17 protein-coding genes are annotated in these 21,565 nt (G+C 62.8%); 9 read left to right on the top strand and 8 right to left on the bottom strand.

The features are described 5' to 3' along the window. Positions 1–4: 4 nt before the first annotated feature. Entirely contained in the window at positions 5–973 is a 969-nt protein-coding gene (locus WIN67_RS04315) for an ABC transporter ATP-binding protein (protein WP_110596007.1), read from the top strand. Beyond that, on the top strand, positions 973–1,944 hold the full coding sequence (locus WIN67_RS04310; protein WP_102861117.1) for a peptide ABC transporter ATP-binding protein: 972 nt from the start codon (positions 973–975) through the stop codon (positions 1,942–1,944). Before WIN67_RS04315 ends, WIN67_RS04310 begins: the two co-directional genes overlap by 1 nt. 106 nt (positions 1,945–2,050) lie before the next feature. Here the strand turns inward: WIN67_RS04310 and WIN67_RS04305 are convergent, their stop codons facing one another. Both WIN67_RS04305 and WIN67_RS04300 read right to left on the bottom strand, forming a co-directional pair. Continuing rightward, a complete protein-coding gene (locus WIN67_RS04305; protein ID WP_170001157.1) occupies positions 2,051–2,296 on the bottom strand; it encodes a hypothetical protein in 246 nt (81 codons plus the stop codon). A 335-nt stretch (positions 2,297–2,631) separates the two neighbouring features. Then, positions 2,632–4,215, bottom strand: coding sequence for a peptide chain release factor 3 (locus WIN67_RS04300; RefSeq protein WP_339070683.1), 1,584 nt, complete (start codon positions 4,213–4,215; stop codon positions 2,632–2,634). 349 nt (positions 4,216–4,564) lie between these two features. Between WIN67_RS04300 and WIN67_RS04295 the strand changes: the two genes are divergently transcribed. The 5 genes from WIN67_RS04295 to WIN67_RS04275 all read left to right on the top strand — a co-directional run bounded on the left by WIN67_RS04295 (position 4,565) and on the right by WIN67_RS04275 (position 9,843). Beyond that, positions 4,565–5,281, top strand: coding sequence for an ABC transporter permease (locus WIN67_RS04295; protein ID WP_102878350.1), 717 nt, complete (start codon positions 4,565–4,567; stop codon positions 5,279–5,281). Between the two features lie 24 nt (positions 5,282–5,305). Further along, positions 5,306–6,202, top strand: a complete 897-nt coding sequence (locus WIN67_RS04290; RefSeq protein ID WP_339070682.1) for a glycine betaine ABC transporter substrate-binding protein — start codon at positions 5,306–5,308, stop codon at positions 6,200–6,202. 15 nt (positions 6,203–6,217) lie between these two features. After that, complete coding sequence (locus WIN67_RS04285) at positions 6,218–6,871, top strand: ABC transporter permease (protein WP_102861112.1); 654 nt, start codon at positions 6,218–6,220, stop codon at positions 6,869–6,871. Continuing rightward, positions 6,868–8,025, top strand: a complete 1,158-nt coding sequence (locus WIN67_RS04280; RefSeq protein WP_102861111.1) for a betaine/proline/choline family ABC transporter ATP-binding protein — start codon at positions 6,868–6,870, stop codon at positions 8,023–8,025. Before WIN67_RS04285 ends, WIN67_RS04280 begins: the two co-directional genes overlap by 4 nt. A gap of 654 nt (positions 8,026–8,679) precedes the next feature. Then, positions 8,680–9,843 (top strand): type III PLP-dependent enzyme, encoded by a 1,164-nt coding sequence (locus tag WIN67_RS04275; RefSeq protein WP_102861110.1) that lies wholly within the window; start codon positions 8,680–8,682, stop codon positions 9,841–9,843. A 51-nt stretch (positions 9,844–9,894) separates the two neighbouring features. Here the strand turns inward: WIN67_RS04275 and WIN67_RS04270 are convergent, their stop codons facing one another. The 3 genes from WIN67_RS04270 to WIN67_RS04260 are packed head-to-tail and all read right to left on the bottom strand — an operon-like array spanning position 9,895 to position 11,579. Next, positions 9,895–10,083 carry a hypothetical protein gene (locus tag WIN67_RS04270; protein ID WP_102878347.1) on the bottom strand — a complete coding sequence of 63 codons (189 nt, stop codon included), beginning with the start codon at positions 10,081–10,083 and terminating at the stop codon, positions 9,895–9,897. Between the two features lie 26 nt (positions 10,084–10,109). Then, complete coding sequence (locus tag WIN67_RS04265) at positions 10,110–10,895, bottom strand: tetratricopeptide repeat protein (RefSeq protein ID WP_339070680.1); 786 nt, start codon at positions 10,893–10,895, stop codon at positions 10,110–10,112. Positions 10,896–10,898: 3 nt separating this feature from the next. Continuing rightward, positions 10,899–11,579, bottom strand: a complete 681-nt coding sequence (locus tag WIN67_RS04260; RefSeq protein WP_060842472.1) for a Fe2+-dependent dioxygenase — start codon at positions 11,577–11,579, stop codon at positions 10,899–10,901. 207 nt (positions 11,580–11,786) lie between these two features. Here WIN67_RS04260 and WIN67_RS04255 point away from each other — a divergent pair, with 207 nt between their 5' ends. Together WIN67_RS04255 and WIN67_RS04250 are read left to right on the top strand one after the other, a co-directional pair. Continuing rightward, complete coding sequence (locus WIN67_RS04255; RefSeq protein ID WP_339070679.1) at positions 11,787–14,039, top strand: TonB-dependent siderophore receptor; 2,253 nt, start codon at positions 11,787–11,789, stop codon at positions 14,037–14,039. A gap of 155 nt (positions 14,040–14,194) precedes the next feature. Next, entirely contained in the window at positions 14,195–16,726 is a 2,532-nt protein-coding gene (locus WIN67_RS04250; RefSeq protein WP_339070678.1) for a sulfite reductase flavoprotein subunit alpha, read from the top strand. Between the two features lie 191 nt (positions 16,727–16,917). Here WIN67_RS04250 and WIN67_RS04245 read toward each other — a convergent pair whose 3' ends face one another. From WIN67_RS04245 to WIN67_RS04235, 3 genes are all read right to left on the bottom strand, one after another. After that, positions 16,918–18,459 (bottom strand): alkaline phosphatase D family protein, encoded by a 1,542-nt coding sequence (locus WIN67_RS04245; protein ID WP_339070677.1) that lies wholly within the window; start codon positions 18,457–18,459, stop codon positions 16,918–16,920. Between the two features lie 324 nt (positions 18,460–18,783). Continuing rightward, positions 18,784–19,164: a DUF6124 family protein gene (locus WIN67_RS04240; RefSeq protein WP_123393766.1), complete on the bottom strand. Its 381-nt coding sequence runs from the start codon at positions 19,162–19,164 to the stop codon at positions 18,784–18,786. A 646-nt stretch (positions 19,165–19,810) separates the two neighbouring features. Then, the gene (locus WIN67_RS04235) at positions 19,811–21,556 is read right to left on the bottom strand and encodes a PTS fructose-like transporter subunit IIB (RefSeq protein ID WP_273922201.1); all 1,746 of its coding nucleotides are present in this window, start codon (positions 21,554–21,556) and stop codon (positions 19,811–19,813) included. Positions 21,557–21,565 lie beyond the last annotated feature (9 nt).

Below are 21,565 nucleotides of genomic sequence, written 5' to 3'. Positions count from 1 at the left end.
TCCCATGTCATTGCTAGAAATCAAGAATCTCAACGTACGCTTCGGCGATGCCACGGCGGTGCCGGTGGTGGACGGCCTCGACCTCAAGGTCGACAAGGGCGAAGTGCTGGCCATCGTCGGCGAGTCCGGCTCCGGCAAATCGGTGACCATGATGGCGCTGATGGGGCTGATCGAGCACCCCGGCATCGTCACCGCCGATGCCTTGAGCTTCGACGGCCGCGACATGCTCAAGCTCAGCGCCCGCCAGCGCCGGCAAATCGTCGGCAAGGACCTGGCCATGGTCTTCCAGGACCCGATGACCGCGCTCAACCCCAGCTACACCGTGGGCTTCCAGATCGAGGAAGTGCTGCGCCTGCACCTGAAGATGTCCAGCAAGGCCGCGCGCAAGCGCGCCATCGAACTGCTGGAGAAGGTCGAGATCCCCGGCGCTGCCAGCCGCATGGACGCCTACCCGCACCAGCTGTCCGGTGGCATGAGCCAACGGGTGGCGATCGCCATGGCGATTGCCGGCGAACCCAAGCTGCTGATCGCCGACGAACCCACCACCGCTCTGGACGTGACCATCCAGGCGCAGATCATGGACCTGCTGCTCAACCTGCAGAAAGAGCAGAACATGGGCCTGGTGCTGATCACCCACGACCTGGCCGTGGTGGCCGAAACCGCCCAGCGCGTCTGCGTGATGTACGCCGGACAAGCCGTGGAAGTCGGCCAGGTGCCGCAGCTGTTCGACATCCCCGCGCACCCTTACAGCGAAGCGCTGCTGGCGGCAATTCCCGAGCACAGCCTGGGCGCCACCCGCCTCTCGACCCTGCCGGGTATCGTCCCCGGGCGTTATGACCGCCCACAAGGCTGCCTGCTGTCGCCACGCTGTCCCTATGCTCAGGACAACTGCCGTCAGCAACGCCCCAGCCTCGACCCGAAAGCCGCCAGCCTGGTGCGCTGCTTCTACCCGCTCAATCAGGAGGTGGCGTAATGGCCGTCGTTCTTACCGCCCGCGACCTGACCCGTCACTACGAAGTGTCCCGTGGCCTGTTCAAGGGCCATGCCACCGTGCGTGCCCTCAACGGCGTGTCCTTTGAACTGGAAGCCGGCAAGACCCTGGCCGTGGTCGGCGAGTCCGGCTGTGGCAAGTCCACCCTGGCCCGGGCCCTGACCCTGATCGAGGAACCCTCTTCCGGCTCGCTGAAAATCGCCGGCCAGGAAGTGGCCGGCGCCGACAAGGCCCAGCGCAAGCAACTGCGCAAAGACGTGCAGATGGTGTTCCAGAGCCCTTATGCCTCGCTCAACCCACGGCAGAAGATTGGCGATCAACTGGCCGAGCCGCTCTTGATCAACACCAAGCTGTCCGCCGCCGAACGCCGGGAAAAAGTCCAGGCGATGATGAAGCAGGTGGGCCTGCGCCCCGAGCATTACCAGCGCTACCCACATATGTTCTCCGGCGGCCAGCGCCAGCGCATTGCCCTGGCCCGGGCGATGATGCTGCAACCCAAGGTGTTGGTGGCGGATGAGCCAACCTCGGCCCTGGACGTGTCGATCCAGGCCCAGGTGCTGAACCTGTTCATGGACCTGCAGCAGGAATTCAACACCGCCTACGTGTTCATCTCCCACAACCTGGCGGTGGTGCGTCACGTCGCCGACCAGGTGCTGGTGATGTACCTCGGCCGGCCGGTGGAAATGGGCCCCAAGGAGGACATCTACACCCGCCCCCTGCATCCCTACACCCAGGCGCTGCTGTCAGCGACCCCAACCATCCATCCGGACCCGGACAAGCCGAAGATCAAGATCGTCGGCGAATTGCCCAACCCGCTGAACCCGCCACCCGGCTGTGCCTTCCACAAGCGCTGCCCCTACGCCACCGAGCGTTGCAGCACGCAAGAGCCGGCCCTGCGCCAGCTCGACAGCCGCCAGGTGGCTTGCCACTACGCCGAGCAGTTTGTGGTTTAAGCGGACATGAAAAAGGCGCTCCCGAAACACTCCGGGAGCGCCTGTACAGTGTTCCACTCGCCCCTGGCAATGGATTGCGCATCAGTCCGTGGCCAGGGGTTTTCTTTTAGCTCTGGCTGTCACCCTCGTCGTCATCGTCGGTGGTCTGATCGTCATCGCCCGAACTGCCCCCCTGCCCTTCATCCCCCGGTTCCGACTCGGACTGGGCGAGCATCTGTTCCGGTTCGCCTATGGTCGACGAAAAGCCCGGCTCCTTGACCTCCAGCAGATTGTGAGCCCAGGCCGCCGAGGTTCCGAGCGACAGCATCACCAGCACTTTGATCAGCAACAGCGTGCGTTGAAAAATATTCATAGCCGATTCCATCCTTCACAGGTGAATCATCAAAGGCTGCGCCCAAGCTTGCGAAGGTCACAGCACTGTCTGAAACCTAGTCCCGATATCCCGGCTTTTCCAGATAGCAGACTATCGACAGCCAAACCTGCCGGGCCCTTCCGACTAACGGCGCTCCCTGAAATACACCACAACCGGTAGGAGCCGGCTTGCCGGCGAAGAGGCCCGCAAGCCATGCACCGCCGCTTCCGCCGCCTTCGCTGGCAAGCCAGCTCCTACGGGGCGGCAGGCCTATCCTGCGCGCAACAAAAAGCCCCGCTGTCTGCACAGCGGGGCTTGGGGTGTCACAGGCGAGCTTAGTGGTGTTCGCGGGTAGCGCGGAATTTCACGTCCGGCCAACGCTCTTCCATCAGCGCCAGGTTGACCCTGGTCGGCGCCAGGTAAGTCAGGTGACCACCGCCGTCCAACGCCAGGTTTTCCACCGCCTTGTTGGAAAACTCTTCGAGCTTCTTCTTGTCGTTGCATTCGATCCAGCGAGCGGACCACACGGTGATCGGCTCGTAGGAGCACTCAACCTTGTATTCCTCCTTCAGGCGGCTGGCCACTACGTCGAACTGCAGCACACCGACGGCGCCGAGAATGATGTCGTTGCTGCGCTCGGGGAAGAACACCTGGGTCGCGCCTTCTTCGGCCAGCTGTTGCAGGCCCTGGCGCAGTTGCTTGGACTTGAGCGGGTCTTTCAGGCGCACGCGGCGGAAGAGTTCCGGGGCGAAGTGCGGGATACCGGTGAAGCCCAGGGCCTCGCCTTCGGTGAAGGTGTCGCCGATCTGGATGGTGCCGTGGTTGTGCAGGCCGATGATGTCGCCAGCGTAGGCTTCTTCCAGCTGTTCACGCTCGGAGGAGAAAAAGGTCAGGGCGTCGCCGATGCGCACGTCCTTGCCGATGCGCACGTGGCGCATCTTCATACCCTTCTCGTACTTGCCCGAGCAGATGCGCATGAAGGCGATACGGTCGCGGTGCTTGGGGTCCATGTTCGCCTGGATCTTGAACACGAAACCGCTGAATTTCTCTTCCTGGGGCGCGACGCTGCGCTCGTTGGCAACACGAGCCAGCGGCAGCGGCGCCCAGTCCACCACGGCATCGAGTACGTGATCGACACCGAAGTTGCCCAGGGCGGTACCGAAGAACACCGGGGTCAACTGGCCGTCGAGGAACTCCTGCTGGTTGAACTCGTGGCAGGCACCCTGCACCAGTTCCAACTGCTCGATGAAACGCTCGTACTCGTCACCCAGGTGGGCACGGGCTTCGTCGGAGTCGAGTTTCTCGATGATCTTGGTTTCGGTACGTTCGTGGCCGTGGCCCGGGGTGTAGACGATGATGTAGTCGCCCGCCAGGTGGTACACACCCTTGAAGTCGCGGTAGCAACCGATCGGCCAGGTGATAGGCGCGGCCTTGATCTTCAGCACCGCTTCGATTTCGTCCAGCAGCTCGATCGGGTCGCGAATATCGCGGTCGAGTTTGTTGATGAAGCTGACGATGGGCGTATCCCGCAGGCGGCAGACGTCCATCAGGGCGATGGTCCGTGGCTCAACACCCTTACCGCCGTCGAGCACCATCAGCGCCGAGTCCACGGCAGTCAGGGTGCGATAGGTATCTTCCGAGAAGTCTTCGTGGCCCGGGGTGTCCAGCAGGTTGATCATGTGTTCGCGATAGGGGAACTGCATGACCGACGTGGTAATGGAAATACCCCGCTGCTTCTCCATCTCCATCCAGTCGGAAGTGGCATGGCGGTCGGACTTACGCGATTTGACCGTACCCGCCACCGCAATCGCCTTGCCCATCAGCAAGAGCTTTTCGGTGATGGTGGTCTTACCCGCATCCGGGTGGGAAATAATGGCGAAAGTGCGGCGTTTCGCGACTTCGGCGGCCTGGTTGGTCATGGGAAATCGCCTGGCGGTGATCAAAAAAGGGCGCAGATTATAGCCCACACAAAGCCTTGCGGGCCACCGCTGCCCCCGTCGCCCAGGCCACCGCGCGGCAGATAAACGGTGGCTAAATGCTGCCAAGTATGGAACCTTTTAAAACGTGGAGACGTCCACTCCCCTGTCACGCGCTGTCGTCAGGGGCTGAAATATCAGCACGTTAGCTTGACGAAGCTGCGCTCATGGCTCGTTCACCCGCCGCTTTGCCGGCACTCGACGAGCTGCTTTTCGCGCGTACTTTCGCGGCAGCCAGGAATGGCCTTGCCACACGGGAAAGTGCCCGCCGACTGAAAAAAGGAGTCCGCCTGTGGCTATTCGCTATGGCAAAGGGCTGATAGGAGGCGCTGCGGTAATCGCCCTCCTGGCCCTGCTGGTCCACTGGATCGGCATCACGACGATCGAACACTACCGCGACGATCTGTTGTTCTACCTGCAAGCTCATCTGTTCCTGGTCCTGGCGTCCATGCTCGCCGCACTGCTCGTGGGCATCCCCGCCGGCATCTTCCTCAGCCGCCCGAGCATGGTCGGACGCGCCGAACGCTTCATGCAAGTGTTCAACATCGGTAACACCGTCCCCCCTCTGGCCGTCCTGGCCATCGCCCTGGGGATTCTCGGCATCGGCAGTGGCCCGGCCATCTTCGCGTTGTTCCTCGCCTCCTTGCTGCCCATCGTGCGTAACACCTACGAAGGCCTGAAAAACGTCCAGGGTTCCCTCAAGGAAGCCGCCGTCGGCATCGGCATGACCCCGCGCCAGGTGCTGTGGAAAGTCGAATTGCCCAACGCCGTGCCGATCATCATCGGTGGCGTGCGGGTGGCCCTGGCGATCAACGTCGGCACCGCGCCCCTGGCCTTCCTGATCGGCGCCAACAGCCTGGGCAGCCTGATCTTCCCCGGCATCGCCCTGAACAATCAGCCGCAATTGCTGCTCGGCGCCGCCTGCACTGCGCTGCTGGCCTTGCTCCTCGACGGTCTGGTCACCCTGGCCAGCCGCCTCTGGCTGGAACGTGGTCTGCGCCCGTCCTAAGTCCGTAAGCGCCAAGGAATGAACATGAAAAAAACAAGCCTGATACTCGGCTGCATCCTGCTTTTCGCTGGATGGGTGCAAGCCGCGGAAAAACCACTGATCCGCATTGGTGCCCGGGTCTTCACCGAACAGACCCTGCTGGCGGAAATCACCTCCCAGTACCTGCGCAGCAAGGGTTACGACACCCGCGTCACCGGCGGCCTGGGCAGCAACCTGGCGCGCAGCGCCCAGGAAAGCGGCCAGCTGGACCTGATCTGGGAATACACCGGGGTCTCGCTGGTGGCCTACAACCACATCGACGAGAAACTCGACAGCCAGCAGTCCTACGCCCGAGTCAAAGAACTCGACGCGAAAAAAGGCCTGGTCTGGTTGGCGCCGTCCAAGTTCAGCAATACCTACGCCCTGGCCCTGCCGGAGAACGTGGCCAAGGAACATCCGCAGATCAACAGCATCAGCGACCTGACCCGAGCCCTGGCCGAAAGCCCCAAGGAAAACCGCCTGGTGGCCCTGGACACCGAGTTCGCCAACCGCTCCGACGGCCTGGCCGGCATGGTCAAGCTGTACGACATGAACCTGACCCGCAAGAACACCCGGCAGATGGATGCCGGCCTGGTCTACACCGCCTTGCGCAATGGCCAGGTATTTGCCGGTTTGGTCTACACCACCGACGGTCGGCTCAACGCCTTCAAGCTCAAGCTGCTAGAAGACGACAAGCATTACTTCCCGGACTACACCGCAGCCCCCGTGGTGCGTCAGGCGTATCTCGACGCCCACCCGCAATTGGCGGCCGATCTCAAGCCACTGGCGGCGCTGTTCGACGACGAAACCATGCGCCAGCTGAACGCGCGGGTCGACGTCGACCATGAAAGCCCTTCCGCCGTGGCCGCCGACTTCCTGCGCCAACATCCGATCAACCACTAATAGAGAGGAGAAGACATGGAATTCTTGAACGCCTTTTCCCATCTCGATTGGGCCCAGGTCCTGCACCTGACCTGGCAGCACATCACCCTGGTGGGCATCGCCGTGACCCTGGCGATTGTCTTCGGTGTGCCCCTGGGCATCCTGATGACCCGCTTCCCGACCCTGGCCGGCCCGTTGCAGGCCAGTGCCACCGTGCTGCTGACCATTCCCTCCATCGCCCTGTTCGGCCTGCTGCTGCCGTTCTACTCCAAGTTCGGCCAGGGCCTGGGGCCGCTGCCGGCCATCACGGCGGTGTTCCTCTATTCCCTGCTGCCGATCATGCGCAACACCTACCTGGCCCTGACCGGCGTCGAGCCGGGCATCCGCGAAGCCGCCCGCGGCATCGGCATGACCTTCGGCCAGCGCCTGCGCATGGTCGAACTGCCGATCGCGGTGCCGGTGATCCTCGCTGGGGTGCGCACCGCCGTGGTGATGAACATCGGCGTCATGACCATCGCCGCCACCATTGGCGCCGGCGGCCTGGGCGTACTCATTCTTGCTTCCATCAGCCGCAGCGACATGTCGATGCTGATCGTCGGCGCGCTACTGGTCAGTCTCCTGGCCATCTTCGCCGACCTGCTTCTGCAATGGCTGCAACGCTCGCTGACACCAAAAGGACTGCTCAAATGATCGAACTTCAAAAGCTGACCAAGACCTTCCAAAGCAACGGCAAGACCATCACCGCCGTTGACTCCGTAAGCCTGACCGTCAATGAAGGCGAAATTTGCGTATTCCTCGGCCCTTCGGGCTGCGGCAAAAGCACCACGCTGAAGATGATCAACCGCCTGATCAAGCCCACCTCGGGCAAGATCCTGATCAACGGCGAAGACACCACCGACCTCGACGAAGTGACCCTGCGCCGCAACATCGGCTATGTGATCCAGCAGATCGGCCTGTTCCCCAACATGACCATCGAGGAAAACATCGTGGTGGTGCCCAAGCTGCTGGGCTGGGACAAGCAGAAATGCCACGACCGCGCCCGTGAGCTGATGAGCATGATCAAGCTCGAACCCAAGCAGTACCTGCATCGGTATCCGCGGGAACTGTCCGGCGGCCAGCAACAGCGCATCGGGGTGATCCGCGCCCTGGCGGCGGACGCCCCGCTGCTGCTGATGGACGAGCCCTTCGGCGCGGTGGACCCGATCAACCGCGAGATGATCCAGAACGAGTTCTTCGAGATGCAGCGAGCGCTGAACAAGACCGTGATCATGGTCAGCCACGACATCGATGAAGCCATCAAGCTGGGTGACAAGATCGCCATCTTCCGCGCTGGCAAGCTGCTGCAGATCGATCACCCGGACACCCTGCTGGCGCACCCGGCGGACGATTTCGTCAGCAACTTCGTCGGCCAGGACAGCACCTTGAAACGCCTGTTGCTGGTGAAGGCCGAAGACGCCGCGGACAACGCACCGTCGGTGAGCCCGGAAACCCCGGTAGCCGAGGCCCTGGACCTGATGGACGAACACGACCGCCGCTACGTGGTGGTGACCTGCGCCGAGAACAAGGCCCTGGGTTATGTACGCCGTCGCGACCTGCACCGTCAGACCGGCACCTGCGCCCAGTTCCTGCGCGAATTCAACGCCACCGCCGCCTACGACGAACACCTGCGGATTCTTCTGTCGCGCATGTACGAGTTCAACCGTTCGTGGCTGCCGGTGCTGGATGCCGAGCGGGTATTTCTCGGTGAGGTGACCCAGGAATCCATTGCGGCCTACCTGAGCTCCGGGCGTTCGCGGGGGATGAAGACCAACATCGTCTCGCCGGCTGAGGCAGTGGTCGCCTGATCAATAAATAGCCAATAACGAACCTGTGGCGAGGGCGCTTGCTGCACCTGGGCCGTGAAGCGGCCCCTCTTTGCCAAAAAGAGTGGAACTGCTGCGCAGTTCACCGGGAGCAAGCGCCCTCGCCACTGGTTTTTCGGCCCACTGACATGGCGGAAAAAAATATCAACAGCCGCCCCCGCGAACGCCGTCCGGCGACACCTTCCGAAGCAGCCAAGATCCCCCTCTGACCAGCCTCTCGTCGCTAACGTCGCCGATGTTGACGCCTTCATACTTTCCAGACACTTGGCGCGCAAAAGCGTCGAACGTGCAGGTATTTTTAACACCTGGAAAATCTTCGGGAACATCTGTCCGTCATCTGTGTCGGCTACAAAGAGAGGTGTCGTTTACGCACGTCAGACAAGTGCAAAAACGCGACATTTTTTGTTGATCTCAGGCCCCTCACCACCTAAAGTTCGCGCCGAACGTCCATGCTGGAAACGATCCATCCGGCTCAAGTACTGACGACGAGACAGCAAGGCCAAGGGAAACTTTCCCATGGCCTTTTTGCTTTCGGCGACATGCCTTGGGAAGTAGGCGAACCAAAGTGGGGATACGGAGGACGTTCTGATTTGCACCCATTGATTTCTAACGTTTGCCAGTAGGAGCTCCCAACGCATGTCGATTAACGTCGAAGACTATTTCGCGCGCGAAACCTTTCAAAAAATGAAGGCGTTCGCCGACCAGCAAGAAACCCCGTTCGTGGTCATCGACACCCAGATGATCGCCCAGGCCTATGACGACCTGCGCGCCGGTTTCGAATTCGCCAAGGTCTACTACGCGGTCAAGGCCAACCCGGCCGCCGAGATCATCGACCTGCTGCACGAAAAAGGCTCCAGCTTCGACATCGCCTCGATCTACGAGCTGGACAAAGTGCTGGGCCGCGGCGTCAACCCGGCCAACATCAGCTACGGCAACACCATCAAGAAATCCAAGGACATCCGCTACTTCTATGAGAAGGGCGTGCGTCTGTATGCCACCGACTCCGAAGCCGACCTGCGCAACATCGCCAAGGCCGCCCCGGGTTCGAAAGTCTATGTGCGCATCCTCACCGAAGGCTCCACCACCGCCGACTGGCCACTGTCGCGCAAATTCGGCTGCCAGACCGACATGGCCATGGACCTGCTGATCCTCGCCCGCGACCTGGGCCTGGTGCCTTACGGCGTGTCGTTCCACGTGGGTTCGCAACAGCGCGACATCAGCGTCTGGGACGCGGCGATCGCCAAGGTCAAAGTGATCTTCGAACGCCTGAAGGAAGAAGACGGCATCGAGCTCAAACTGATCAACATGGGCGGTGGCTTCCCGGCCAACTACATCACCCGTACCAACAGCCTGGAAACCTACGCCGAGGAAATCATCCGCTTCCTCAAGGAAGACTTCGGCGACGAGCTGCCGGAAATCATCCTTGAGCCTGGCCGTTCGCTGATTGCCAACGCCGGCATCCTGGTCAGCGAAGTGGTGCTGGTGGCGCGTAAATCCCGCACCGCCGTGGAGCGCTGGGTCTACACCGACGTGGGCAAATTCTCCGGCCTGATCGAAACCATGGACGAGTCCATCAAGTTCCCGATCTGGACCGAGAAGAAAGGTGAAGTGGAAGAAGTGGTGATCGCCGGCCCGACCTGCGACAGCGCCGACATCATGTACGAGAACTACAAGTACGGCCTGCCGCTGAACCTGGCCATCGGCGACCGCCTGTACTGGCTGTCCACCGGCGCCTACACCACCAGCTACAGCGCGGTGGAATTCAACGGCTTTCCGCCGCTGAAGGCGTTTTACCTGTAAGGACAGTGGCTAGCTGCTAGCGACAAGCTGCAAGAAAAAGCCCATGACCTGTCATGGGCTTTTGGCTTTTTGTGGCGGCGGTTTTGGCAAAGGACAAGGCTGACTCAAGCTCGCAGCCCACGCCACGACTTGCTGATGGTCGATCACTCTTGCGCAATCGACATCGGCCATTGCTTCCAGTGTCCTGCGAGTGGCGACATTGAAAGACGGCAGGCCAAAAGAGACCTGGGAATCACTCATGAGGCTTTTCCTTGCGTCATCCCCACTCAGGCCAAGTCTGCAAGCTGCTCGCCATCCCGTTCATCAGCCAATTGCGTTGCGCGCCGCTGATAGGCCTGGGCCAGTTCGCGAATCTTTGGATGCGTGGCATTGAGCAACGCAGCGCAAGCCACCCGCAGGAAATTCAGATTGCCGCCAGCTAACGCCTGCTGCAGCCAATCCACGGCTTCGTCGATACGACCGGCATCGGCCAGCACCGCCGCATAGCTGAACTGCCCACGGAAATCCCCGCCTTCGGCCGAACGTCGATACCATTCATGGGCCGCTTGCGGGTCGGCCGGACACACCAGTCCCTCCTCCAGATAACGCCCCAGCAGGTTCATCGACTTGGCATGCCCCAGCTCCGCCGCACGGCGGTAGCAAGCCAGGGCCAGGGCGTGGTTTTGCGCCACGCCACGGCCGGTGGCCAGCAGGTTGGCGTAGTTGTACAGGCCCCAATCCAGCCCCGCTTCGGCGGCCAATCGATAATGCCCGGCAGCGCGGGCGGCATCCGCCGGGCAACCCCAGCCATGCTCATGGCAGCGGCCGAGCATGTTGCGCGCCATCAGGTGCCCACGTCGCGCGGCGATGTCGAACCAGCGCAAGGCCAGGGGTTGATCCTGCTGGATGCCGTGGCCGTCGAGGAGGATCTGCCCCAGCAGCGCCTGGGCCTCCACCAGACCCTCTCGGGCCGCCACCAATATCGCCTGGGCCGCACGGGCCGGACTCTGTTGGAGCATGGCGCTCAGTTGCGCGCCGTCGAGGACTTCCTCGCGGCGAAGTTGAACAGTCACCGCCTACACCTCGACCCAGCGCCGCAGCAGGTTGTGATAGGTGCCGGTCAGGCGGATCAGCGAAGGATGCTCGGGCACATCCCGGGTCAGCTCCTGGATCGCTCCGTCCATCTCGAACAGCAAGGCGCGCTGGCTGTCTTCGCGCACCAGGCTCTGGGTCCAGAAGAAGGAGGCATAGCGAGCGCCGCGGGTCACCGGGTTGACCTTGTGCAGGCTGGTGCCGGGGTACAGCACCATGTCCCCCGCCGGCAGCTTGACCCGCTGCAGGCCGTAGGTGTCCTGAATCTCCAGTTCGCCGCCGTCATAGTCCTCGGGGTCGCTGAAGAACAGGGTCGACGACAGGTCGGTGCGCACCCGCTCCGCGCTGCCCTTGGGCTGGCGCACGGCGTTGTCGATATGGAAGTCGAAACTGCCGCCGGCGGTGTAGCAGTTGATCAGCGGCGGGAACACCTTGTGCGGCAAGGCGGCGGACATGAACAACGGGTTCTGCCACAGGCGATCGAGCATTGCCGCGCCGATCTCCTGGGCCAGCGGATGCCCTTCGGGCAGCTGCAGGTTGTGCTTGGCCTTGGCCGACTGGTAACCGGCGGTGATCTTGCCATCCGCCCAGTCCGCCTGCTCCAGGGCTTCACGGATGCGCCCTACTTCATCACGGGTGAACACGCCGGGGATGTGCAGCAACATGGCCAGGTACCTGAGCAGCGGAAGATCCTCAATGGTATTGATTCTTATTGACTGTGTAAAACCCAGTGACGAATGAGCGCGCAAAAACCGTAAGGATAAATTGTAAAGATTGTAAATTCAGTGCGAATAGTAACGTTTCGCAATTGATAACGATTGTTTCTTTCCCCTATATTCCGCGACCTCAAATCCTTGGGGAGGGGAACCACCATGTCACGCCAACAACCACCATCCGCTGTCAGTTCACCACGCCTGCTGGCCTCCGCCATTGGCGTGGCGATTACCGCCGGCTCCGCGGGCCATATGGTCCAGGCCGCGCAAGACACCCAGCAAAAGACAGCGGGCAAGGCCATTGCCCTGGATGCCACCAGCATTACTGGTGAGGCCCAGGAGCAGACGTCTTACAAGGTCGACTCCTCCTCGAAAAAATACACAGCACCATTGCGGGAAACGCCGAAAAGCGTGACGGTGATTCCCCAGCAAGTGATGCGCGACACTGCTGCCACCAGCCTGGTGGATGCCCTGCGCACCACACCCGGGATTACCTTTGGTGCCGGTGAAGGCGGCAACCCGGCCGGTGATCGCCCGATCATTCGCGGCTTCAACGCCGAAAGCGACGTGTTCATCGACGGCATGCGTGATCCTGCCTCGCAAAGCCGGGAGATCTTCAACGTCGAGTCCATCGAAGTCAGCAAGGGCCCTGGCTCGGCCTTTACCGGTGCCGGTTCCACCGGCGGCAGCCTGAACCTGGTGTCCAAGACCGCCAAGCTGGGCAACTCCTACAACGGTGGGTTCACCTGGGGCTCGGACCAGACCAAACGCACCACCCTGGACCTCAACCAGCAGATGACCGACAGTTCGGCCTTTCGCCTGAACCTGATGAAGCACGAGGCCAACGTGGCCGGTCGCGACGCCGTGGAAGTCAGCCGCTGGGGCGTGGCGCCCTCCTTCGCGTTCGGCCTGGGTACCGACACCCGGGTCACCGTGGGCTACTACCACCTCAACACTGACGACATCCCGGACTACGGCATCCCGTTGACCAACAGCGGCACTCGCCGCAGCAAGTACAACGTCGACAAACCGGTCAGCGTCAATCGTGACAACTTCTACGGTCTCACCGGCCGCGACTACCGCAAGACCAGCGAAGACAGCGGCACGATCAAGATCGAACACGATCTGAACGACAACCTGACCCTGTCCAACAGCTTCCGCCTGTCGCGCTCGACCCTGGACTACATCGTCACCAACCCGGATGACAGCCGTGGCAACGTGGCCAATGGCACCGTCTACCGCAGCCCGAAAAGCCGCAACTCGACCTCCAAGGGCTGGACCAACCAGACCGACCTGAGCGCCAAGTTCGACACCGGTTTCATCGAGCACAGCCTGGTGACCGGTATCGAGTTCTCCTACGTGGATACCCACAACCGTGCCTACGACGTGACCTCGGCGGTCAACGGCAGCACCTGTAACGCGGCCCTGATCGCCAACGGCGACTGCACCAGCCTCAACAACCCGACGCCGGGCGCCGGCTGGAACGGCACCATCAAGGACAGCGCGGCCTACACCGACACCGACACCAAGACCGCTGCGGCCTACGTGTTCGACACCCTGAAGTTCAACGAACAATGGTCGCTGAACCTGGGCCTGCGTTTCGACGACTACCAGACTCGTTCCAGCGGCTTCGCCACTCGGGCCCCGGCGGGTGAATTTGCCCGCGAGAACAACTCGCAGCTGTGGAACTACCAAGTTGGCGTGGTCTACAAACCACTGCCCAACGGCAGCGTCTACGCCGCCTACTCCACCTCCAGCAACCCAGCGGGCGAGACCAGCGGCAACGGCGGCCTGGACTTGGCCGCGAACAACAGCAGCCTGGACCCGGAAAAGAACCGCAACTACGAAGTGGGCACCAAGTGGGACTTCTTCGATGACGATCTGTCGTTGACCGCGGCCCTGTTCCGCACCGAGAAGACCAACGCGCGGATCAACGACCCGGATGGCGGCGCCACCCAGGTGCTGGACGGTGAACAACGGGTCAACGGCCTGGAACTGACCTACAGCGGCAAGCTGACTCGCAACTGGAAGGTCTACGGCGGCTACACCTACATGGAAAGCGAAGTGGTGAAAACCACCCTGGCGGTGGACGAGGGCAACCACACCCCGAGCACACCACGGAACAACTTCACCCTGTGGTCGACCTATGACCTGATCCCGGAACGCCTCACTGTCGGCGCCGGCGCCACCTTCGTCGATTCGCAGTTCGGCAACATCGCCAACTCGGTGGAGATCCCGTCCTACTGGCGCTACGACGCCATGGCCAGCTACAAGCTGACCAAGAACGTCGACCTGCAGCTCAACGTGCAGAACCTGACCGACAAGCGTTACTTCGACCAGGTGTTCCAGACCCACTACGCCCACGTAGCCGCCGGCCGTACCGCCCTGATGAGTGCCAACTTCCACTTCTGACCCAGCACCCAACCGCCTGTGGCCCCCGCCACAGGCCGCCAAGCCCCACGCATTGCAATGCCTGGGGCTTTTGCGTGTAAAAAAGAATGCTTCTCGACAACCCACGGCATACTGCGCGCCGTGTTTTCTCTCTCTGGACGAACAAGGCGAGTGACGTGTTGAAGAAAACCCTGTTCCAGCTGCACTGGTTCTTCGGCATCAGCGCGGGGCTGATCCTGGCCCTGATGGGCATCACCGGGGCGACGGTGTCGTTCCAGGACGAGATCCTGCGCGCCCTCAACCCATCGGTGCTGCAAGTCGACAAGCTGCCCGCCGGGGTGCTGCCACCCGCCGAACTGGTGGACAAAATCCAGGCCGCCGAAGGCAAGACCGTGTCCATGCTCTGGGTGGAAACCGACAGCGGCAACGCCGCGCGGGTGTTCTTCACCCCGCCGCCAGGGGAGCGCCGCGGGCAGATGCGCTACTTCGATCCCTACACCGGCGAGTTCCTGGGCGACGCGGTCGGCCAGGACTTCTTCGGCTTGATGCTGCAACTGCACCGTTTCCTGGCCATCGGCGACACCGGCCGGCAGATCACCGGCGCCTGCACCCTGATCCTGATCTTCTTCTGCCTGTCCGGCCTGTACCTGCGCTGGCCGCGCCAAGTCGGCAACTGGCGCGTATGGCTGACCCTGGACTGGGCCAAGAAAGGCCGCGGCTTCAACTGGGACCTGCACGCGGTATTTGGCACCTGGTGCCTGCTGTTCTACCTGCTGTTCGCCCTCACCGGCCTGTACTGGTCCTACGACTGGTACCGGGAGGGACTGACCAAGCTGCTCTCCGACGCGCCACACAGCGAACGCCAGCGCGGCGGTCGCGGCGGCCCACCGCCCAAGGGCCCCGCCCCCGTGGCGGACTACAACGCCCTGTGGAGCAGCATCTACAGCGCTGCCGGCAAGGACCTCAGCGGCTACAACATCCGCATGCCCGCCGTGGCCGGCCAGCCGGCGACGGTGTTCTACCTGCTCAAGGATTCGCCCCACGATCGAGCGCTGAACCAACTGACCCTGGACCCCGCCACCGGGGTCATCAGCCGTCATGAGCGCTACGCCGACAAGAGCCTCAAGGCGCAGTTGCTCACCAGCGTCTACGCCCTGCACGTGGGCAGCTACTTCGGCCTGATCGGACGCATCGTCCTGACCCTGGCCTCACTGAGCATGCCGTTGTTCTTCGTCACCGGCTGGCTGCTGTACCTGGATCGCCGGCGCAAAAAGCGCCAGATCAAGAACGCACGCCAAGGCCTGGAAAGCAGCGCCGACGATGGCTCGGCGTGGCTGATCGGCTTCGCCAGCCAGAGCGGCTTTGCCGAACAATTGGCCTGGCAGACTGCCGGGCAATTGCAAGCTGCCGGGGTCAGCGCCAAGGTCCAGTCGCTGGCCAGCCTCAGTGAACAGGATCTGCGCAGCGCCCAACGCGCGCTATTCATAGTCAGCACCTTCGGCGACGGTGAAGCCCCGGACAGCGCCCGCGGCTTCGAACGCAAACTGCTGGGCCGCGAGCTGCCGCTTGCGGGCTTGCAATACGCCGTGCTCGGCCTCGGCGACCGCCAGTATCAGCACTTCTGCGGCTTTGCCCGGCGCCTGCATGACTGGTTGTCGAGCCAGGGCGGCAACACCCTGTTCGCCCCCATCGAAGTGGACAGCGGCGACAGCTACGCCCTGCGCCACTGGCAACAGCAACTGGGCCAACTGACCGGACAGGCTCCCGTGGACCTGTGGCAGGCCCCGGCCTTCGACAACTGGACCTTGAACACCCGTACCCTGCTCAACCCTGAAAGCAGCGGTTCCGGGGTCTACCTGCTGCAGTTGCTGGCCCCCAGTACCAGTAGCTGGCTGGCCGGGGATCTGGTGGAAGTCATGCCGCGCAACAGCCGCGGCGCGGTGGTGGATTTCCTCGCCGGCCTGGGCCTCTCCGGCAATACCCCGGTGCAACTGGATGGCCTGCAAGAAAGCCTGGAACAGGCCCTGGGCAGCCGCCAGCTGCCAGACAACCGCAGCCATCTGGTGGGGCTGCATGCCCAGGCCCTGGTGGACGCCCTGGTGCCCCTGAGCATGCGCGAATACTCCATCGCCTCGATTGCCGCCGACGGCTGCCTGGAACTTCTGGTGCGTCAGGAATGCCACCCCGATGGCAGCCTGGGGATTGGTTCCGGCTGGCTCACCGAGCATGCCGCGGTGGGTTCCAGCATCAGCCTGCGGGTGCGCCGCAACAGCGGCTTCCACCTGCCGGCCGAACCTTGCCCGCTGATTCTGCTGGGCAACGGCACCGGGTTGGCGGGCCTGCGCAGTTTGCTCAAGGCACGGATCGCCGACGGCCAGCAACGCAACTGGCTGATCTTTGGCGAGCGCAACGCCGAGCATGATTTCTACTGCAAGGATGAACTGCAGGAATGGCGCACCCGGGGCGACCTGAGCCGCCTGGACCTGGCGTTCTCCCGGGACCAGGCCGAGAAGATCTACGTCCAGGATCGCCTGCGCCAAGCGGCCGACGAGCTGAAAAAATGGCTGGCCGACGGCGCCGCAATCTACATCTGCGGCAGCTTGCAGGGCATGGCTTCAGGGGTGGATCAGGTGCTCAACGAGGTACTGGGCGCAGACCAGGTCGAACGCCTGATCGAACAGGGGCGCTACCGCCGCGACGTTTACTGAGGCGTCAGGCGCTTCGCCGGCAAGCCGGCTCTACACCACTCCTACGGCCCCCTCCTGCGTAGGAGCTGGCTTGCCAGCGAAAGCGCCCGCCCGAACAGCGCAAGATTCAAGGGCCTCTTCGCCGGCAAGCCGGCTCCTACATCGATCCTGCGGCCCCCTCCTCCTACGGAACGGGATGCTGGCGAGGAGGGTTACACCGCTTGCAGGTTGTGCTCGTACACCGCCACGCCATCCAGGTCCCGCAGGATCACTTTCAGCTCTGCCGTCTGCCCGTCGATCTGCACTTCGCCAAAGAACTGGAAGCCGGCAAAGGGCGAAGTGTTCTGCGCAGGCGGCGCCTTCTGAAACACCACTTCCGGGCCGAAGGTTTTATCCAGCACATTGGGCCCGAAACTCCCGGCATTCAGCGGGCCCGCAACAAACTCCCAGAACGGCTCGAAATCCTGGAACGCCGCGCGATCCGGGTGGTAATGGTGAGCGGCGCAATAATGCACGTCCGCCGTCAGCCATACATGGTTGCGCACCTGATGCTTGCGCAGATGCGCCAGCAGTTCGGCAATTTCCAGCTCACGCCCCTGAGCCGGTCCCGGGTCGCCGTTGGCAACGGCCTCCCAACGCGCCACACCGGGGCTGACTTCACCATCGGGCACGCCGAGGCCAATGGGCATATCCGCTGCCACCACTTTCCACTGGGCCTGCGAATCCTTGAGTTCACGCTTCAACCAATCCAGCTGCTCACGGCCCAGAAAGGGTTTCTCGCCACCGAGGTTGTCATCGTTGGCCCCGCGATAACTGCGCATATCCAGCACGAACACATCCAGCAGCGCCCCATAGCTGAGCTTGCGGTAAATCCGCCCGCCGCCATCGGCGCTCTGCCGGCGCATCGGCGCATACTCCAGCCACGCCTGCCGCGCGCGGCCCACCAGGGTCTGGATGTCCTTGACCGCGTAGCGCTCGTCCAACTGCTTGCCAGGCGACCAGTTGTTGACCACCTCGTGGTCGTCCCACTGCCAGATCTGCGGCACCTCGGCGTTGAAGCGACGCAGGTTCTCGTCCATCAGGTTGTAGCGGTAATTGCCCCGGTACTCGTCGAGGGTCTCGGCCACCTTGCTCTTGGCCTCGGTGGTGATATTGCGCCAGACGCGCCCGTCCTCCACGGTCAACTGCGCCGGCACCGGGCCGTCGGCGTAGATGGTGTCGCCGCTGTGGATAAAGAAGTCCGGCAAACGCAGGCGCATAGCCTCATAAATGCGCATGCCGCCGATGTCCGGGTTGATGCCGAAGCCCTGGCCCACCGTGTCGCCGCTCCAGACGAAACGGATATCCCGGCGTTGCGTCGGCGCACTGCGCAAATGGCCGAACCACGGCTCACTGGCCACACCGCTCTGGGCATCCTCGAACCTCACCCGATAAAAGATCGCCTGATCGGCCGGCAACCCGGTCAACTCCACCCGCGCGGTAAAATCCGTGCGCGCATCGGCCAGCGGCGAGATGAACCGCCGAGGGTTGCCGAACAGGCTTCGCGTATCCCACTCCACCACCATCCGCGCCGGGCGATCCGTGCGACTCCAGATCATCGCCTTATCCCCCAGCAGATCCCCGGACTGCACTCCATCGGTGAGCTGCGGCCGGTCCTTGACCGACGCAATCACCGCCGGCGCTAGGCTCGGCAGCAACAGCCCCGCCCCGGCGATTTGCATGATCCGACGACGGCCGAGGTTGAACTCGCTCATGGTGACTCCCTGACAATGGTCAAAAGGCAACCTTAGTCAGCGGGGATGAAGGGGGTGTGACAGCAAGGACATACGACCGCAATGCAGGGTGGCAACTCGACGCGGACTAGCAGAACCGGCCTCAGGCAACCGGCGCATCCGTAGATGCTCCGCGCCGAGCCGCCCTAACGATCCGAAACTAATCAACTGCTACTCCAGACTCAAGCCAGTCAGAACGGTTTAGACGGGTCTTACACAAGAGATAGAGCAAGCTCACAACAGTTGATGCCGAAGGCGCGCTGAAGCGGCCTTCGGCAGTGAAAATCCGTACTAGCGAACGGCGACTCAACTGGGAGAACGACGATTGCCATCAAGCAAGGCATCCACCACGCCGCGGGCCATTTCCACCGAATGCACCAGGGACCAGATCAGGCCACGCTCGACGCCACTGGCCTGCTCGGTGATCTCGTCGGACACCTCTTCGGCGGCTTTGAGCAGCATGGAAACGTGGAGCAAGGCTTCCTCGGCGCTGATGCCGGGGCGGACGGTGAAGGGCGAGTCGGTGCCTGCAGGACCCGCGGCGGTGGGGTGGAGAGCCGCAATCAACGAGCCGTTTACGCGGGTGTTGGCCAGCGCATGGCGAATGACTTCATTGGCCAGATCGTGGTCTGGATTACGACGGGAAGAAGGATGGAAAACAGGCGGATCGGGGACGATCTTTTTCATGGTGTAGCTCCTTGGGATGGAGCCACCACCTGACGCTGCTAAACGTAAGGTGGCAGCTGTACGCGGGTTAGCAGACCGGTCCAAGGAATCCGGCGCACCCAAGGGCGCCCCACGCACAGCCGCCATAACAGAACTCGGCAGGCCAAAAGCCAACCGGGACAGGGGCAATACTTGCGTGTCTTGGAATCAGGCTGCTAAACCCGATCACTGAACATTCAGTGACGAACCGAGCCTAGTGAGCCGAGTACCCAGCCGCAAGCGCCAAGGAGTGTCTCGGAAACGCCTTACAAAAGAAAGAGACTTGGCCGACCGTTAACACCACCAAAGGCTAAGATCGACCAAGATTCGGACGCATGATTTCCAGCGACCTTGAGATCGCCGCGTCTCCTACGACGGAGTGCCGCCCAGAGCGTTCGCAGCCTGCGGCAGCGGCTACACCAAGCCGTGCCCTGTAGCCGCTGCTGAGCCTGCGAAGCTGCGAAAAGGACCGCAGGGCCTTGCTTGGCGATGTCCCGACGAACCTCGGGCGGGTTTGGAATCGCCGCGTCTCCTGCGACGGAGTGCCGCCCAGAGCGTTCGCAGCCTACGGCAGCGGCTACAACGGGTGCCGTTGCGGGATTGCGCCGCAACGGATGTGCCGTGGAGGTCAGGCCGCCTTGGCCGGTTCCAGGGCCAGTTCGACGGTCTCTGGTCGTTTCACTAGCGCATAGACAACCGCCGTCAGCAGGCTGCCCGCGACAATCGCCAGCAGGTACAGCAGCGCATGATTGATCGCATTCGGAATCAACATCACAAACAGGCCGCCATGGGGCGCCATCAGTTTGCAGCCGAAGTACATCGACAAGGCCCCGGTCAGGGCGCCGCCCGCAATGCTCGCCGGAATCACTCGCAGCGGGTCCTTGGCGGCAAACGGAATCGCCCCTTCGGAGATAAAGCACAACCCCAACACCAGCGCCGCCTTGCCGGCTTCGCGTTCGGTCTGGGCAAATTTGCGTCGGGCAATGAAGGTGGCAATCCCTAAGCCAATCGGCGGCACCATGCCCGCAGCCATGGTCGCGGCCATCGGTGCATAACTCTGGGAGGCCAGCAGCCCCACCGAAAACGCATAGGCCGCCTTGTTGATCGGCCCGCCCAGGTCGACGCACATCATCGCGCCCAGCAGTACCCCCAGCAGAATGGCGTTGGTGGTGCCCATGCTGTCGAGGAAGTGGGTCAGCGCCGCGAGCATGCCCGCCACCGGTTTGCCCACCACGTAGATCATCACCAGCCCGGTAAACAGACTGGCCAGCAGCGGGATGATCAGGATCGGCTTCAACGCCTCCAGGCTTTGCGGCAGTCGCACATATTGGCTGATCGCCTTGGCCGCATAACCGGCCAGAAACCCGGCGACGATGCCGCCGATAAAACCCGCGCCCAGGGTGCTGGCGAGCAGGCCGCCGATCATCCCCGGCGCCAGACCCGGCCGGTCGGCGATGGAGTAGGCGATGTAACCGGCCAGCAGCGGCACCATCAACTTGAAGGCGGTCTCGCCGCCGATCTGCATCAAGGCCGCGGCCAGGGTGCCCTCTTCTTTGAAGGCGGTAATGCCGAAGACGAAGGACAGGGCAATCATCAAGCCGCCCGCTACCACCATCGGCAGCATGAACGACACGCCAGTCAGCAGGTGTTTGTAGACCCCGGTCTTTTCCTGCTTGGCCGGTGCCTGGGCGCCTGCAGCCGTGGACTCCAACTGGCCCTCGGCCAAGGCCTTGTTCAGGGTCGCCTCGGACTGTTTCAAAGCCACGCCGGTGCCGCAGCGGTAAATGCGCTTGCCGGCAAAACGCTCGGTGGCCACTTCGATGTCCGCCGCCAGCAGCACCACGTCGGCGGCGGCGATGGCTTCGGCGCTCAGCGGGTTACGGGCGCCCACCGAGCCCTGGGTTTCCACTTGCAGGTCGTAGCCCAGGCGCTTGGCGGTCTGCTGCAAGGCCTCGGCGGCCATGAAGGTGTGGGCCACGCCGGTCGGGCACGCGGTGATCGCCACCAATCGCGGCGCGCGTTTGCCCGCCTCGACCACAGGCTCGGCACTGGCCTCGGTGGCGACATGGATCTGGGCCTCTTCGGCGCCGCGACGCAGCACCGCATCGACGTCCTGCAGAGCCTGGGACGGAGTGCTGCGGTAGACCCGCTTACCGACAAAACGCGACAGGTCCACAGGCCCGGTGCTGACCACCAGCACCCACTCGGCGGCCTCAATGGTGGCCGCTGACAGTTGGCGCTCGGGGTGTGCGTCATCGTGCACTTCAACGCTGGTACTCCAGCCCTGGCGCTGGGCCGCAGCGTCCAGCAGGCGGGCACAGAGCACGCTGGTGACCATGCCGTTGGGGCAGGCGGTAATAATGGCTAACTTCATACGCAACCC

This window comes from Pseudomonas idahonensis (assembly GCF_037903935.1).
GTDB classification, from domain to species: Bacteria; Pseudomonadota; Gammaproteobacteria; order Pseudomonadales; family Pseudomonadaceae; genus Aquipseudomonas; species Aquipseudomonas danubii.
This window is presented reverse-complemented; position numbering and strand designations above follow the sequence as displayed.

Coding starts and splice junctions, on each gene's coding strand:
- WIN67_RS04285 (WP_102861112.1), top strand. CDS start 6,218: ATGGAATTCTTGAACGCCTTTTCCCATCTCGATTGGGCCCAGGTCCTG.
- WIN67_RS04310 (WP_102861117.1), top strand. CDS start 973: ATGGCCGTCGTTCTTACCGCCCGCGACCTGACCCGTCACTACGAAGTG.
- WIN67_RS04255 (WP_339070679.1), top strand. CDS start 11,787: ATGTCACGCCAACAACCACCATCCGCTGTCAGTTCACCACGCCTGCTG.
- WIN67_RS04245 (WP_339070677.1), bottom strand. CDS start 18,459: ATGAGCGAGTTCAACCTCGGCCGTCGTCGGATCATGCAAATCGCCGGG.
- WIN67_RS04235 (WP_273922201.1), bottom strand. CDS start 21,556: ATGAAGTTAGCCATTATTACCGCCTGCCCCAACGGCATGGTCACCAGC.
- WIN67_RS04300 (WP_339070683.1), bottom strand. CDS start 4,215: ATGACCAACCAGGCCGCCGAAGTCGCGAAACGCCGCACTTTCGCCATT.
- WIN67_RS04315 (WP_110596007.1), top strand. CDS start 5: ATGTCATTGCTAGAAATCAAGAATCTCAACGTACGCTTCGGCGATGCC.
- WIN67_RS04290 (WP_339070682.1), top strand. CDS start 5,306: ATGAAAAAAACAAGCCTGATACTCGGCTGCATCCTGCTTTTCGCTGGA.
- WIN67_RS04270 (WP_102878347.1), bottom strand. CDS start 10,083: ATGAGTGATTCCCAGGTCTCTTTTGGCCTGCCGTCTTTCAATGTCGCC.
- WIN67_RS04305 (WP_170001157.1), bottom strand. CDS start 2,296: ATGAATATTTTTCAACGCACGCTGTTGCTGATCAAAGTGCTGGTGATG.
- WIN67_RS04240 (WP_123393766.1), bottom strand. CDS start 19,164: ATGAAAAAGATCGTCCCCGATCCGCCTGTTTTCCATCCTTCTTCCCGT.
- WIN67_RS04275 (WP_102861110.1), top strand. CDS start 8,680: ATGTCGATTAACGTCGAAGACTATTTCGCGCGCGAAACCTTTCAAAAA.
- WIN67_RS04280 (WP_102861111.1), top strand. CDS start 6,868: ATGATCGAACTTCAAAAGCTGACCAAGACCTTCCAAAGCAACGGCAAG.
- WIN67_RS04260 (WP_060842472.1), bottom strand. CDS start 11,579: ATGTTGCTGCACATCCCCGGCGTGTTCACCCGTGATGAAGTAGGGCGC.